A 15,137-nucleotide genomic window follows, 5' to 3' on the forward strand; every position below is an offset into this window, starting at 1 on the left:
GACGGGCGGCGCAGGGGCCGGACCGGTCAGCGCGGCGGCCCCGTGGACGACCGGACGACGAGTTCCGTGGCGAGTTCGATGTGGTGGGACTCGACCCGCTCGCCGTTCGCCAGGCGCAGCGCGGTGCGCAGTGCGATGCCGCCCATCTCGCGCAGTGGTTGGCGCACGGTGGTCAGGGGCGGTGACACCATCCGGGCCAGGAGTGTGTCGTCGAAGCCGACCACGCTCAGGTCCTCGGGGACGCGCAGGCCGCGGGAGCGGGCGGCCTCGATGATGCCGAGGGCGATCTCGTCGTTGCCCGCGAAGAGCGCCGTCGGTGGTTCGTCCAGGTCGAGGAGCGCGGCGGCGCCGAGCAGGCCGGTGCGGTGGGTGAACTCGCCGTGCCGGACGTACGCGGCGGGCGTCGGGGCGCCCGCCGCCTCCAGGGCGGCGCGGTAGCCGTGCATACGGGCCTGGTTGCACACGGCCAAGGTCGGTCCGCCGAGATAGCCGACGCGGCGGTGGCCGAGGCGGAGCAGATGCTCGGTCGCGGCCAGGCCGCCGGCGAAGTTCGTCGCCCCGACGCTGTGCACACGGCTGTGCGGCAGGTGCAGCGGATCGAGGACGACCAGCGGAAGTCCGGCCCTGGTCAGCTCCTTGACATGCGCGGCCGTGTACATGCTGGTGACCGCGATCAGGGCGCGCCGTCCGGCCGACACCAGGTCACGCGCCCAGTGCGGGGCGGGCGCCGACTTGCTGATCACGACCGAGGCGCCCAGTTCGGCGGCGGCGTCGACGATGCCTTCCAGCGCCTCCGCCGAATACGTCTTCAGGTCGTTGTTGAACTGCACCTCGATCGTCGGGTTCTCGGCGGTCTCGGTGTGCCGGAACACGGGCGCCAGGTAGTCGTGTTCATGCAGCAGCTCCAGCACCCGGGCGCGGGTCCCCGGCGCCACATCGCTGCGGTCGTTGACCACTTTCGACACCGTCGCGACGGAGACCCCCGCCTCGCGGGCGATGGTTGCCAGGGTGGTGCGTCTAGCGTGCGGTGGCATCGGCCTCTTCCAGGGTCACATCCACCGGCGTGGTGAGTCGCCGGTCGTGGCCGACCTCCCGGGTGGGGCCCGTCAATCGTACGACAGCCAGGCAGGGCAGCTCCTGTGACGAGGCGCCGACCTGCACCTCGATCGCGCCTGGCTCGACGATCCGGGTGAGATCGCGGCCCGTGAACGCGGTCCGGTCGGCGTGCACCCGGAAGCTCACCCGTGCGCTCGCCCCGGGGGGCAGGTCCACCTTTGCGAAGCCGGTCAACTGCCGTACGGGGCGGCTGACTTGTGCGACGGGGTCGCGCAGGTACAGCTGGACGACCTCGCGTCCCGGCCTGGTGCCGGTGTTGCGCACCCGCGCCGACACCGTGAACTCGCCGTCGGTGGGGATGTCGCTCGCACTCACGCGCAGGTCACCGATCTCGAACGTGGTGTACGACGCCCCGTACCCGAAGGGGAACAGCGGCGTCGGGTCGACGCTGCTGATGCCCTGCGTGTGCGCGCCCAGCGGCGGCTGCAGATAGGTGCCGGGCTGGCCGCCCGGGCGGCGCGGGATCTGCACCGGCAGCCGGCCCGCCGGCTGGACGCGTCCGGACAGCACACCCGCGATCGCCGCCGCCCCCTCCTGCCCCGGCATGAAGGCCTGGACGAGGCCGGCGGCCCGCGGGTGCACCTCGCCCAGGGCGTAGGGGCGGCCGGAGAGCACGACCACGACCACGGGCGTCCCGGTGGCGAACAGCTCCGCCAGCAACTCGTCTTGTACGCCCGGCAGTTGCAGGTCCTCGACGTCGCAACCTTCGCCCGACGTGCCGTTGCCGAACAGGCCCGCACGGTCGCCCACCACCGCGATGCACAGCTCCGCCTCGCGGGCCGCGGCCGCCGCCGCGGCGAAACCGGACCGGTCCCGCTCGCGCACGTCGCAGCCCGGCTCGAAGACGACCTCGGAGTCCGGGAGTTCGGCGCGCAGCGCCTCCACGACGGTCGGTGCCGAGATGCCGAGCGGCAGGTCGGGATGGCGGGGCAGGACGTGGTTCGGGAAGGCGTAACAGCCCATCAACGTACGCGAGTCGGCCGCGCACGGCCCCACCACGGCGACCCGGCCCGGCGCCGCGCGCCCCGCGTCCGCGTCGACGAGCGGCAGCGCGCTGCCCGCGTCGAGCAGGACGACCGATCGCTCGGCCAACTCCCTTGCCAGCTCTCGGTTTTCCGGGGAGTTCAGGTCCCTCGTCGCGGCGGAGGCGACCGAGAGCTCGGGCGTCCATGCGGGGTCGAGGAGGCCCAACTCGACCTTCTGGGTGAGCAGTCGGCGCACTGCCCGGTCGAGCAGGGACTCCTCGAGCTCGCCCCGCGCAACCCGTTCCTCCAGGTGCCGGCCGAAGGTGAGTGTGTCCGGCAGCTCCACGTCGATGCCCGCGTCGAGCGCCATGGCTCCCGCCTCGTCGAAGTCGGCCGCGACGCCGTGCAGGCCGGCGAGGAACGCGAGTGACCCGTAGTCGGAGACGACCGTCCCGGTGAACCCCCAGTCCTCGCGCAGCAGTTGGGTCAGCAGCCACGGGTCGGCGCCGGCCGGTACGCCGTCGATGTCGGAGTAGGAGTTCATGACGGAGCGGGCGCCGCCCACCGCGATCGCGGTCTCGAACGGCGGCAGGATGACATCCAGCAGTTCGCGGCGGCCCATCGGTACGGGGCCGTGGTTGCGGGCGCCGCGGGCCGCCGAGTATCCGGCGAAGTGCTTCAGGGTGGCGACGACACCCGCGCCCTCCACCCCGGCGACGTACGCGGCACCGAGCATCGACACCAGGTAGGGGTCCTCGCCCATGGTCTCCTCGACCCGGCCCCACCGGTAGTCCCGCACCACGTCCAGGACCGGTGCGAGTCCCTGGTGCACGCCGAGCGCCCGCAGGTCCCGCCCGATCGCCCCGCCGATGCGGCGCACCAGGTCGGGGTCGAAGGCCGCCGCCCAGGCGAGCGGCGCGGGGTAGACGGTGGCGCCGTACGTGTTGAACCCGGTGAGGCACTCCTCGTGGGCCAGGGCCGGGATGCCGAGCCGGCAGCCCTTGACGACGGTGTGCTGCTGCGCGACCAGGAGCGCCGCGCCCTCCTCCGCGCTCACGGGACGGCTTCCGTATACGCGCGTGAGGTGGCCGAGCCCGTCGCGCGCCGCCTCCTCGAGGGAAACGAGCCCCGCATCCTTGAACAGGTCCTCCAGGGGTGCCACTTGAGGCCGTTCGCCCTCACGGTCGTTGCTGTTGGGGCCGTCGCCATCGTCGCCCGCGTCATGCCCCATGAAGTTGCCGAGCCAGCGGCTGCCGAGCTGTGCGACCTTCTCCGCCACCGTCATCTCGGCGAGCAGCGCGTCGACCCGCTCGGAGGCGGGCAGCGCCGGGTCCTGCCAGCGCTGCGCGGCCTGCCCCGTCGTCGCATGTGAATCAGCCGTGGACATCCGCATCCTCCTGTGTTTTTGTCCGCGGCATCTCGAAATGTTTTCGAAGTCTGCTGCGGTGCAATGAGGGCCCTGCTCGTCCGACGTTATGCGGAAGTCCCTTGTCTCACAACGTTGTTGCGCATGTCTTGACAGCCCTGTGGCTGCTACCTAATTTGCAGTCACAGGGCTGAAAGTCAGCTGGATTTCGAAAAGTTTTCACAGCGGCTCATGAGTGGCCGGTGGCTCTCGAGTGCGGAGAACAGACATGGAAATCCCCATCTCACGGCGTCCCGTCTCAAGACGGAGCGTCCTCGGCGTCGCCGCCGCCGTCCCGCTCTCTGCGGCGCTCACGGCCTGCGGATCGTCAGGGCCGACCAAGGACGGTGCGAACGGCAAGGCGGGAGCCACGTACTGGTACCTGAGCGGACAGCCCGACGAGGGCGTCAGGGCCGATGCGGTGAAGGCCTTCAACAAGGCCCACCCCAAGAGTCAGATCGCAGGCACCTCGTTCCAGAACGACGCGTTCAAGACGAAGATCAAGACCGCGATCGGTGCCGGGAAGGCGCCCACCATCATCAAGAGTTGGGGCGGCGGGACGCTGCGCAGCTACGTGGAGGCGGGCCAGGTCGAGGATCTGACGCCGTGGCTCGACAAGCACCCCGAGGTCAAGGAGAAGATCTTCCCCACGGCGTTCCCCGCGGCGACCGTGAAGGGCAAGATCTACGCGATGCCCGTCGAGCGCGTGCAGCCCATCTTCCTCTACTACAACAAAAAGGTCTTCGACAAGGTCGGTGTGAAGCCGCCGCAGTCGTGGGACGACATCATGGCGCTCGTGCCCAAGTTCAACGCCGAGGGCATCGCGCCGTTCTCCCTCGGCGGGCAGTCCCGGTGGACGAACATGATGTGGCTGGAGTTTCTCTTCGACCGTATCGGCGGCCCCGAGGTGTTCCAGGCCATCTTCGACGGCGAGAAGAATGCCTGGTCCAACCCCGCGGCCATCGAGGCGCTCGGCATGGTGCAGGACCTGGTCAAGGCCAAGGGCTTCATCAAGGGCTTCTCGTCGATCACGGCGGACTCCAACGCCGACCAGGCCCTCCTGTACACCGGCAAGGCCGCGATGATGCTGCACGGCTCCTGGTCATACGGAATCCAGAAGAACGACGGCGGTGACTTCGTCTCCGGCGGCGGCCTGGGCTACATGAACTTCCCGCCGGTCAAGGGCGGCAAGGGCGATCCGAGCAACACCGTCGGCAACCCCGGCGAGTACCTGTCCATCTCCTCGAAGGCCGGCGCCAAGGAGAAGAAGATCGCCGAGGAGTTCTTCGCCAAGGGCACGCTGCAGGACGCCGAGGTGAAGGCGTGGATCGACGGCGGCGGCGTCCCGGTCAAGCTGGGCACGGAGAAGTTGCTCGCCGCCTCCAAGGACTCCGACTTCCTGCAGTTCACCTACGACATCGCCACCAAGGCCAAGTCGTTCAGCCAGTCCTGGGACCAGGCGCTCAGCCCGACGGCGGCCGAGACGCTGCTCGACAACATCGTCAAGCTGTTCCAACTGTCGATCTCGCCGCGGCAGTTCGCCGCCAACCTCAACGAGGTCATCGGGAAATGACCTCGCTCACCACCCGCCCGGCCCGTCGCGGTCCGCGCAGCGTCCTGCCGTGGCTGACCGCGCCGGCGCTCGTGGTCTTCGTCGGGTTCGCCGTCGTCCCGCTCGTCGGTGTCTTCGTGCTGTCCTTCACCACCTGGGACGGAATCGGCGCCATCCATCCCTCGGGCCTTACCAGTTGGCGGTCGGTGCTCAGCAACCCGGGCCTTCCGCATGCGGTGTTGGTGACCTTCGGGGTCATGATCGCCTCCTGGGCGTTCCAGACCCCGGTGAGCATTCTGCTCGGCACCTTCATGGCAGGACGACAGCGCTACCGGGCGATCCTCGGCGTGGTGTACTTCGTCCCGCTGCTGCTCAGCTCCGCCGCGATCGCCGTCGCATACAAGGCACTGCTCAACCCCACCTTCGGACTGGGCGCGGGCCTGGGGATCGAATGGCTCAGCAAGGACTGGCTGGGACAGCCGGGGCTCGCGTTCGGCGTCGTCGTCTTCATCGTCTCCTGGCAGTTCGTGCCGTTCCACTCGCTGATCTACCAGGGCGGGGTGCAGCAGATCCCCAAGTCCCTCTACGAGGCAGCCCAGTTGGACGGCGCGGGGCGCATCCGGCAGTTCTTCAGCATCACGCTGCCCCAGCTGAAATACACCATCATCACCTCGTCGACACTGATGGTGGTCGGCTCGCTGACCTTCTTCGACCTGATCTACGTCCTGACCGAGGGCGGGCCCGGGGATGCCACTCGCGTCCTCGCGCTCGACATGTACAAGCGGGGATTCCAGGCCAACCTGATGGGCCCGGCCAGCGCCATCGCAGTCATCCTCGTCCTGCTCGGCCTCGTCCTCGCCCTGCTGCTGCGCCGGCTCGGCGGCCGGGACGCCAGTGAGAGCCAGCTTGAGGGGGCCTGACATGACCGCCACACTGACCAAGGCACAACCGCGGAAGGACGACCACCGCGAACGCCGACGCGGCCGCCCCCGGGCGACCGCCCAGCGGCGCAACTGGGCGGGCGGCCTGGCCGGATGGTGCTGGCTCGTCGTCGTCATCATCCCTCTGTACTGGACCCTGATCACCAGCCTCAAGGACCAGAGCACCTACTACAGCGGCAACGCGCTGCTGCCGTCGGGCGACTCCACCTTCGACAACTACCGGTTGGTCATCGAATCCGACTTCCTCCACTACTTCCTCAACAGCGTCGTGGTCGCCGTCGGAGCGGTGGTTCCGGCGATCACGTTCTCCTTCATGGCCGCCTACGCGATCGTGCGCGGCTGGCGGATGCGGTTCCTGCGGATGGTGAACGGCCTCTTCCTCATGGGCCTCGCCATCCCACTGCAGGCCACGATCATCCCGATCTACCTGATCATCATCAAGCTGCACCTCTACGACAGCCTTTTGGCACTCATTCTCCCCTCCATCGCCTTCGCCATCCCGCTCTCCGTGCTGGTGCTGTCCAACTTCATCCGCGACGTGCCCGAGGAGCTCTTCGACTCGATGCGGGTTGACGGAGCCACCGAGTGGTCCACGCTGTGGCGCCTCGCGGCGCCGCTCACCCGCCCCGCCCTCATCACCGTGACCATCTACAACGCCCTGACGATCTGGAACGGATTCCTGCTGCCGCTGATCCTCACCCAGAGCCCGTCCCAGCGGACCCTGCCGCTCGCCGTGTGGACCCTGCAGGGCCAGTTCCAGGTCAACGTCCCCGCGATCCTCGCCGCGGTCATCCTCACGACCCTGCCGATCCTGATCCTGTACGCGTTCGGCCGCCGGCAACTGCTCAGCGGGCTGACGGCCGGGATCGGCAAGTGACGTGATCCACCTGTTGTCCACCGTGACGTCCGCGGGCGGGGGCGGCCGGGACGGTCGAGGGGTATCCAGTGTCCCGATCTCGTGGTCGCGACCTCGCTCATCGGGAGCAGCCGCATGACGGCGAACTTGCTGGACACGGCGAGGCGGGTCGGTCGCAGAAATACGATTCGGCGCCCGCCCCGCCGTGTCCCGGTTACGGTGGGCGGGTGAACGGACCGGATCCCGCGCCCGATCGTGACGTACCCGCTCAGCCCGGGGTCCTGTTGCCTCTGTTGAGCGCCGACAGCGAGGCCGTCGCCTTCTTCGCGGGAGTCGCGGATCTCGACGCGACGGACCCGACGGCTCATGAGCTCGAGGAAGGTGTCCGGCTCGCGTCCGGGGCGCGGCTGGAGCAGTTTGCGCGGGCCGGCTCGGGTGACGCGTTCTGTTTCGTCGGCGAGGGTGGGGAGGAACGACCCGTCGTGTACATCAGCCTCGACGGGGAGGCGGAACTCATCGCTCTCGGGCTGCCGGAGCTGGTGAGGCTGTGCCTTGTGGTCCCGTGGTGGCGGGACGCTCCTGGACGCAGCACCGAAGAGCTGTGGGCGCTCATCGGTGAGTACCTGGACGACATGCCCGACCTCGATAGGCGACGGGACCGCGCGGCCCGGGCGCTCGGCCTCGACCCGGTCGCGCTCCCCAACCAGGCGGAAGTTCTGAACCGGCTTCTCTTGGACCTCCCCCGGGAACCGATCGCGGACAGCTGCCTCGTTGTTGATGACCAGGGCGTTCCGCTCGACCCCCTGTTCTGCCACGCTCGGGACCGCACCTGACGCCTGCACGCCGCGCGCCGGTAGCGCGCGGCACCAGTCGTCACACCGGCTCTCTCCTCAGCCATGAGCCCCCCAGGGGCGGAGGTTGCGTGCAGAAGGAAGGAAAGAATGCCACAGAGGCCGATGTGAACTACATCAATTCGCGTGAATCTTTGGGGAGTTGAGCCGGAATAGCCTCTTCCTGCCGCCGAGATCCTGTCTTCAGCCCCGACGTTCGCGCGAAGTGAGGGCGGACCAGGGGCCTCCGGACGGATCGCGGGAGAGGTCGCTGTGGGCGAGCGGCGTGCAGTGTCGCAGGCCGTGTGGTGGCCCGGTCGGACGGGCACTAAAGCCAATGCCGTGACTCTGTTGGTGATCTTGCCGGGGTCAGCTGGGGGCGGTGCAGAGGGCGCGGAAGTGGCTGGGTGCCCGCCGGGGACGGGTCGGTTCGGTGATCCAGTCGGCGATGCGGGTGACGTTGCAGGCCAGTGCAGTCAGGACGTGCCCGATGTGCGTTTTCGGCAGGCCTCGGTAGCGGGTTCGGCGCAGGCCGTAGGCGCGGACGTTCTGGGAGAGGGTGGCTTCGATGCCGGCGCGGATCGCGTACTGGCGCTGCCAGTCCTCGGTGCGCTGGTCGAGACGGTTGTGCTGCTGGATCTCATGCAGTTCGCGGGTGGGTAGCAGCGCGAGTGAACGCGGGCCACTGACTGCGGCGGTGCACTGTGGGCGCACGGGGCAGGCCACACAAGTGGCCTTGTCGAACTTGACCTGGATGTAGCCGTGTCCGCTGATGCGCAGGGGCCGCCACTCGCGGCTGAGGTTGCCCTGGGGGCAGGTGGCCCGGCGATCCTCCCAGTCGATCGTGAAGGCGGCTTTGTCGAACCCGGTCCCGCTTTTGGCCTGGTGACTGTGGTCGGGTGCGACCGGGCCGAGCAGGGTGATGCCGTGCACCCGCCGGGCGCGTTCGATCTGCACGGGGCTGACATAGGCGGCGTCGACCGCGTGCTCGGTGGGAGTCAGGTCGATCGCGGCGAGGTCGTCGTGGATCTGGGCGGTGAGCTCGCCGTCCTGGACCGGGGCGATCGTGGTGGCCACGTGCACGACCACCTCCGGCAGGTCTGACGTGCATGTTTCGGTGAAATGGGTGCGGTAGCCGGACCAGGCAGTGTCCCGTTTGACGCAGTAGTGCGCATCGGTGTCGTAGGGGGAATCGAACCGCAGCAACGCGGGTGGCAGCGCGTGGCCGTCGCGCCAGCGCAGATGCCCGCGGGCATCCCAGTAATAGTGGTGCACCCAGACCCGACGCAGGATCTCCACCTGAGTCAGCGTCCGGAGCCCGGGCGGGGAGCCAGCCGCCCACGCGGCGGCCAGAATCTTCTGCCCGTCCCGGCCGAAGGTCTCGGCCAGAGCGGTGACTCCGGCCTTCCCGCCGGGGACCCTGCCGATCTCCACCTTGCGCCCGTAGCGCTTGTCCCACTCCGGCTCGACCAGCGGCAGCAGCCAGTCGGGGTCCGCCTGAGCGAGCTGTTCCAGGGCAGCTCGCAGACTCTCGCCGATCAGCTCCAGCCGGCTGAGGGTGCGTACCGCCGCGAGCACATGGGTCGCGTCGGTGCGCTGCCGTCCGCGGGATTTGAGCAGTCCGGCCTCGGTCAGCCGGTGCAGCATCACCTGCAGCAGCCGGTCCGCGGCGTCGGCCTCGGCCAGCCGGGCCCGGAACTCGCACAGCACTGAATGGTCGAAGCCGGGATCGTCCAGTTCCAGGCCCAACGCGTATTTCCAGTCGATCCTGGTGCGGACGGCGTTCGCGGCCGCACGGTCGGACAGGTTCTCCGTGAACTGCAGCACCGACACCAGCGCCAACTGCCCCGGCGACAAGCCCGGACGGCCGTCCTTGGGGAACAGGTCCGCGAACTCCTCGTCCTCGAACACCACATCCAGCCGATCCCGAATCAGCATCGCCGGCGTGCCCTTCGGGCACGCCGCCCACGCCGTCAACACCGTTCGCGTTGGGATCTGTTGGTAACTCCTGGCCCGCAAGGACATCTCCGGCCCTCTCCCCGGAACCACCCCGCCTCATCCCAGCAAACCGCCGAACAGATGGCCTGTCAGCACCCCCGGCAAGATCACCAACAGAGTCATGCCGTTGCTTTACTGGCCCAGCGCGGCGCGAAGGTGGTCCTCTCCAGCAAGACACCCGACGGTGTCCTTCAGCAGATCTGGGCCCATCTGCTGGTCCACCACGCACTGCGGGAACTGATGCTGGAGACCGCGGCGTTCAGAGCGTCTTGACGGTGCCACCGTCGATGACGTAATCGGCGCCGGTGATGTTGCCTGCGATGTCGGAGAGAAGGAACGTGATCAGGGCCGCCACTTCTTCGGGTTCGGTGATGCGACCGGTGGTGATGTTGAAGGCTTCCGGGATCTGCTGAAGGAATGCGGCGTGCTCCGCCCCGGCTCCGGCCGCTACCTTGCCGCCGAATCCTTCCGGGTCCTCCCATATGGCGGTGCGAACCACGCCGGGAGAGACGGTATTCACACGCACCCCCTGGGGCCCGAACTCCTCGGACAGGGACTTCCCGAGCGCGGCGAGGCCCGCCTTGGCAGCGCTGTAGGCGACCGGGCCGGCGGCAGGCAGACGGGAGTTGATGGACGCGACATTGACGATCGCCCCACGGCGCTCGATCAGGCTCGGCAGAGCCGCGCGGGCGGCGCGGACGGCACTGAGCAGATTGAGGTCGATAACGCGGGTCCACTGGGAGTCGTCGGTGTCGAGGAAGCCGACGGGCTCCACGTCGTCTCCGGCTCCGACGTTGTTCACCAGCAGGTCGATGCCTCCCAGTTCAGTGAGGGCGCTGTCGATGAGGCTAGTGACGCCTTCGGCGGTACTCAGGTCGGCCGACACCGTGTAGGCGCCGGTTTCCTTCAACTCGGGGCGGTGTTGGGTGTCGCCCGCATGAGCTGAAGACAGGGGAGACGTAGCTTCGAGCGGTCGCCGTCGGGTGTGAGGCCAGTGACAGAGTCGTGACACAAGTCAGGGCAACGGGTAAGTAATGCCACTGGTCGTACAGGGCAGTCAGACCAATCGGAACCAGCATGTATGACGACATGCGCGAGATATGGAGAATGCGCCGATGACGAACACTGGAACCCGTAGAGGCCTGATGGCACTGATCGTCGTGGCGGCCGCCACGACGGGCATCGCCGTGACGGCGATGGGGACCGCCTCCGCGTCCGGCACGCCGAGGTTCCTGTCCCCGTCCCAACTGCCGCCGCACCCCTCGTCGCCCTGGTACGCGAGTCCGGTCACGGCCGGGCAGCCGGATCCGCTGCCGATGTGCGTGGGCGAGGCGCTTCCGTCGATCTCCGTGCACCGCGCGTACCACACGGACCTCGATGCCACCGCACTACAGGTGACCGTGGTGGAGCGCAACGCGCAGCGCGCCAAGGACTTCGCGGCGTTGCTGCGCGAGGACCTGGCCGGGTGCGCCGGTTCGTTGATGAAGCAGGACCCCGAGGTGAGCGCGACGCAGAAGTACTACGGCCGGCTCCCCGTCGAGGAAGGCGCCTTCGTGTACGGCGTGCACACCACGACCACGTGGGGCGCCTCAGACATCAACCTGTTCTCGGTGGGCCGGGACGGCAACATCGTGACGGTGGTCCGCTGGGGCCAGATGGGCTCCTACCGCGACGCCAAGGTGGCCGACTTCAAGAAGACGACGGTGACGGCGGTGAACAAGCTGCGCTGAACCCTGTATTGCCGCGACGGGTGATTACTGATCTCTTCGGGGCGTTGTCGGAGGGGGCGACGGGTTGTGATCCGTGCGGTAGGCCGGTGGTATGCGGTACGCGCAGGGCGGTGGGTTGACCGCCGAGCGGCGACAAGCTCGCGAGCGCATCCGTTTCGAGTCTGGTGAGCGGTTCGTGCAGGGCGAGAAGAACGCGTGATTGCGAAGGATCTGCGGGTCAGTGGGCGGTCGGTGGAGCGCTGGCGGCGTGTCTGGCGGGTGGGCGGTATGGAGGCGCTGGCGTCATCGGGGCCGGCGAAGGTGCCGAAGCTGTCCGATGAACGGTTCGCGGATCGCGTGCCGCAGCACCAGCAACTCAGCATCCACCTGTCGAATACGAAGCCGTCAGGACCGCACCAGCTCTCTCGGCCGCCGTCCGTTGTGGATGGCTTCTTACTGCAACCGCTTCGACAACGTGACGGGATGGACGCCGAGCTCGACCGCGGTCTGCGTGGCCTGCTTGCTGGCGCGACCAACGCGATGGCATGCACCCGGAACTCCGGAGGACAGGGACGAGGCATGACTGCCAGCCTTCCGTGAAGGGCCGTCAGTTAGCCACCAGAACTGGAACCCAGGACGTGGGGCAGGTCAACCCGTCACCCAAGCCTGCATCGGCCCCCGACCTGAAGTTCACGCCCTGTCTGGGCACTTACCTACGGCCACAAAAAGATCCACATGCTCCGGATTATGGAAGGTATGCTCCGCAGCTGGGAGCTGCTTGCATACCTGCCCTTTTACCTTCTGGAGCTGTGAACGATCCGTCTCCGCGCTTCCCCCGTAGTAGACACGAATGTCCTGGGCGGGATAGCCCATGGCCAGGACGGCCTTGTAGGCCTTGGCGAAGTCGTCCCCCACCAGGGAGGGCGTGTGCGGGGCCGGTGCCCGCTCTCCCCACTTCTTCGGACAGGGTTCGCCGGTGAGGACCACTCCGAAGTCCACGGAGCTGGGGGCCTTTCCGGGCCTTTTGAAGCAGACCTTCCATAGTCGGGGTTCGGTTTGGTCGGTCGCGCGGTCGAGGTTGGTCGCGTCCTCGACGCTGTAGCCCTTGTCGTCCGCGACTGCGACGCGTATCTGCGAGACCAGGCTGTTCTTGCTGCCTCCGTGGAGCTCGGAGCGGGGCGCGCCGACTTCGAACTGTCCTTGGGGGCTCCGGTTGTGCAACCGGTGACCGCCAGAGCGAGAGCTGCGACTCCGACGAGCGACCTGACCAGAGGCCTTTTCATGAATACGTCTCCCTGGGCGGAAGCGGGGCCAGGGCCGGCCCCGCCTTCGCGATGGTAGGGGCCACGCGTACGCGCCCTGCCAGTAGCCGTAGTCCCAGACGTGGTAGCTCGCCGCACAGCATGTGCAGCAGATAACCCTCGATGGTGCCTTCGTAGAGGTCGTCTTCCTGGCCACGGCTGATCACGGTCAGGACGGACCAGTGCTACGGATCGGCCTGGGGGACGAGGAAGCCAGGGATCAAGAATGCCCAGACCGAAGGGTCTTCGGCCTGGGCATTCCGCGTTTACTGGAGGGTAGGTGACCCTCCCGAGAGCTACTTCACGTCGACGTAGTCTGCCGCGGAGGCGATCGGCGTCACGAGGCCGTAGTAGTCGCTGTTCGGGAGAGGCGTGCGCCACATGATCGGGAAGGTGTTTCCGGTCTCGAACTTCCCGAGGCGGAGCTGACAATGGCCCCCCGGTACGCGGGCCACACGGACATGACCGTCAGGTCACGGGAATGGTTGCCTTTCGATCACGCGGCGGCCAGGACGAGCGCGGGGCCCACGCCTTCTCCCGGCCCCAAAGCGTTCCAGCTTCCTGGCCCTTGCGGCGCGAGAACGGGGCACGCAAGCATGTCGTCATGACACCGGCTGATGCCTGGGCAGATATCGAAGCCTGGCTGCGGCCCAACGCGCCGGCCACCTTCGCTTCACTTCCCGAAGCCGCAAGCGAGCACGCACTGCAGGACCTGGAAGCGCACATCGGCGGCGCGCTTCCGGCCGAACTCGAAGGCGCGCTGCTGCGCCGTGACGGCGCTGGTGAATTCGTGCTCCCGGGCTTCCATCGGTTCAGCAGTGTCGACGTCATCCGCCGCGAATATGTGGCGTGGCGGGTGGCAGACGAACGCCGCATTCAACAGTTGAGGGACAAGCACCCGCAAAACCCGGGCCAGTACCCGCGCCCACTGCCTGGCGACCACCCCCTGTGGCATCCGTGCTGGATTTCTGTCTGCCACGACGAGAGCGGAAACCTCCTCTTCGTCACCCACGCAGAAGGCGAAGAGGCGGGCAGGGTGGGCGTGTTCGAGCACGGCGACGGTGCCTCTTTCCCGAGAGGCCCGGCCTTCGACAGCCTCACCCGCCTCCTGGAGGCCACCGCACAGGCCCTGCGCTCTTCCAGCTTTCCGATCTGGGGCGAGTGGAAGCCCTACGTGGACGACCAGGGCTTCCTGGAATGGCAGGAAGCCTGAGCCAGCAGATCGGGCAGAGGGTCACACGTGTGTGGGCCCCATGGCACGTCCGGTTTCGGGTACGTCGGTGGGTACGGGGGCATGACAGAGACGGCGGATGTCAGCGGCGGTCCCTCCGTCCCGCCGCTGAAGACGCCATGGCTCTCGTTCGTGACCTGCGGCGGCTGCCCGTTGCCCTTGCGGTATGCAGGGCGGTGTCGGCCAGCACCGTACTGCCGCTGCCTGCCGACGATCTGCCCGCCCTTCAGTGCCTCAGAGTGACTTGAGTACCTTCTCGACGATCCGGTCCGCGGCCAGGCCGTACCGGTCGTGCAAGGTCGGGAGCGCGCCCGCGTCGATGAACTCGTCCGGGAGGGCGATCGGCAGGACGGGCTTGCCGAGGCCGGTGCGGACGGCGGCGGAGGCGACGGTCTCGAAGAGGCCGCCGACGACCGTGTGGTTCTCCAGCGTCACCGCGAGTCGGTCACCGGCTAGTTCGCGCAGCACGGTCTCCTCGTCGAACGGCTTGAGCGTCGGGCTGTGCACGACGGCCACGTCGACGTTGTGCGCGGCGAGCTTCTCGGCCGCCTGGAGCGCGCGCATGGTCATCAGGCCGCTGGAGACGAAGACGACGTCGCGGCCGTCGCGGACCACCTTGGCCTTGCCGAGTTCGAAGCTGTAGTCGTACTCGTCCAGGACGAGGGGCACCTTGCCGCGCAGGAGGCGCAGGTAGGTGGGGCCGTCGTGGGCGGCGAGCTGCGGGACGGCCTGCTCGAGGTCGAGGGCGTCGCAGGGGTCGACGATGGTGAGGTTCGGCATGCCGCGGAAGATCGCGACGTCCTCGGTGGCCTGGTGGCTGGGGCCGTAGCCGGTGGTCAGGCCGGGCAGGCCGCCGACGATGTTGACGTTGAGGTTCGGCTCGGCGATGTCGAGGCAGATGAAGTCGTACGCGCGGCGGGCCGCGAACACCGAGTACGTCGACGCGAACGGGACGAGGCCCGTCTCCGCCATGCCGGCCGCCGCGCCGAATAGCAACTGCTCGGCCATGCCCATCTGGAAGAACCGGTCGGGGTGAGCCTGCGCGAAGACATGCATGTCGGTGTACTTGCCGAGGTCGGCGGTGAGACCGACGATCCGCCGGTCCTGCTCGGCCGCGGCGGCCAGGGCCTTGCCGAAGGGGGCCGGGGAGGTGCGCTGGCCGGGGTCGGCGAAGGAGGCGATCATCGCCGAGGTGGTGAGGCGCTTGGGCTGGGCTGCGGTGGTGGTCGTCAT

General features: G+C 68.2%; 12 protein-coding genes and 2 pseudogenes. 7 read left to right on the forward strand and 7 right to left on the reverse strand.

Annotation, left to right across the window (positions count from 1 at the left end; all coding sequences use genetic code 11):
* Positions 1 to 26 precede the first annotated feature (26 nt).
* Together OG746_RS37875 and OG746_RS37880 are read right to left on the reverse strand one after the other, a co-directional pair.
* On the reverse strand, positions 27 to 1,034 hold the full coding sequence (locus OG746_RS37875; RefSeq protein WP_266723017.1) for a LacI family DNA-binding transcriptional regulator: 1,008 nt from the start codon (positions 1,032 to 1,034) through the stop codon (positions 27 to 29).
* Positions 1,018 to 3,468, reverse strand: coding sequence for a glycoside hydrolase family 3 N-terminal domain-containing protein (locus tag OG746_RS37880; protein ID WP_266723019.1), 2,451 nt, complete (start codon positions 3,466 to 3,468; stop codon positions 1,018 to 1,020). Before OG746_RS37880 ends, OG746_RS37875 begins: the two co-directional genes overlap by 17 nt.
* 247 nt (positions 3,469 to 3,715) lie before the next feature.
* Between OG746_RS37880 and OG746_RS37885 the strand changes: the two genes are divergently transcribed.
* From OG746_RS37885 to OG746_RS37900, 4 genes are all read left to right on the forward strand, one after another.
* A complete protein-coding gene (locus tag OG746_RS37885; protein WP_266723021.1) occupies positions 3,716 to 5,059 on the forward strand; it encodes an extracellular solute-binding protein in 1,344 nt (447 codons plus the stop codon).
* The gene (locus tag OG746_RS37890) at positions 5,056 to 5,958 is read left to right on the forward strand and encodes a carbohydrate ABC transporter permease (RefSeq protein WP_266723022.1); all 903 of its coding nucleotides are present in this window, start codon (positions 5,056 to 5,058) and stop codon (positions 5,956 to 5,958) included. Before OG746_RS37885 ends, OG746_RS37890 begins: the two co-directional genes overlap by 4 nt.
* 1 nt (position 5,959) lies before the next feature.
* Positions 5,960 to 6,856: a carbohydrate ABC transporter permease gene (locus OG746_RS37895; RefSeq protein WP_266723024.1), complete on the forward strand. Its 897-nt coding sequence runs from the start codon at positions 5,960 to 5,962 to the stop codon at positions 6,854 to 6,856.
* A gap of 206 nt (positions 6,857 to 7,062) precedes the next feature.
* Positions 7,063 to 7,668 (forward strand): hypothetical protein, encoded by a 606-nt coding sequence (locus tag OG746_RS37900; RefSeq protein WP_266723026.1) that lies wholly within the window; start codon positions 7,063 to 7,065, stop codon positions 7,666 to 7,668.
* Between the two features lie 366 nt (positions 7,669 to 8,034).
* Here the strand turns inward: OG746_RS37900 and OG746_RS37905 are convergent, their stop codons facing one another.
* Together OG746_RS37905 and OG746_RS37910 are read right to left on the reverse strand one after the other, a co-directional pair.
* Positions 8,035 to 9,690 (reverse strand): IS1182 family transposase, encoded by a 1,656-nt coding sequence (locus OG746_RS37905; protein ID WP_266723028.1) that lies wholly within the window; start codon positions 9,688 to 9,690, stop codon positions 8,035 to 8,037.
* Positions 9,691 to 9,922: 232 nt separating this feature from the next.
* Positions 9,923 to 10,579 (reverse strand): annotated as a pseudogene (locus OG746_RS37910) (SDR family NAD(P)-dependent oxidoreductase); the annotation flags it as partial.
* A 199-nt stretch (positions 10,580 to 10,778) separates the two neighbouring features.
* On the opposite strand from OG746_RS37910, the gene OG746_RS37915 reads away from it, so the two are divergent.
* Both OG746_RS37915 and OG746_RS45715 read left to right on the forward strand, forming a co-directional pair.
* Positions 10,779 to 11,393 (forward strand): hypothetical protein, encoded by a 615-nt coding sequence (locus OG746_RS37915; protein WP_524540523.1) that lies wholly within the window; start codon positions 10,779 to 10,781, stop codon positions 11,391 to 11,393.
* 91 nt (positions 11,394 to 11,484) lie between these two features.
* Positions 11,485 to 11,723, forward strand: a pseudogene (locus OG746_RS45715) (IS630 family transposase); the annotation flags it as partial.
* 339 nt (positions 11,724 to 12,062) lie between these two features.
* Here OG746_RS45715 and OG746_RS37925 read toward each other — a convergent pair.
* Entirely contained in the window at positions 12,063 to 12,593 is a 531-nt protein-coding gene (locus tag OG746_RS37925; RefSeq protein WP_266723032.1) for a hypothetical protein, read from the reverse strand.
* Between the two features lie 376 nt (positions 12,594 to 12,969).
* The gene (locus tag OG746_RS37930; protein WP_266723034.1) at positions 12,970 to 13,128 is read right to left on the reverse strand and encodes a hypothetical protein; all 159 of its coding nucleotides are present in this window, start codon (positions 13,126 to 13,128) and stop codon (positions 12,970 to 12,972) included.
* Between the two features lie 149 nt (positions 13,129 to 13,277).
* Here OG746_RS37930 and OG746_RS37935 point away from each other — a divergent pair, with 149 nt between their 5' ends.
* Positions 13,278 to 13,886, forward strand: coding sequence for an SMI1/KNR4 family protein (locus OG746_RS37935; RefSeq protein WP_266723036.1), 609 nt, complete (start codon positions 13,278 to 13,280; stop codon positions 13,884 to 13,886).
* A 252-nt stretch (positions 13,887 to 14,138) separates the two neighbouring features.
* On the opposite strand, the gene OG746_RS37940 is transcribed toward OG746_RS37935, so the two are convergent.
* Entirely contained in the window at positions 14,139 to 15,137 is a 999-nt protein-coding gene (locus tag OG746_RS37940) for a transketolase family protein (RefSeq protein WP_266723038.1), read from the reverse strand.

The sequence above is a fragment of the Streptomyces sp. NBC_01016 genome (genome assembly GCF_026341035.1).
Taxonomy (GTDB): Bacteria; Actinomycetota; Actinomycetes; order Streptomycetales; family Streptomycetaceae; genus Streptomyces.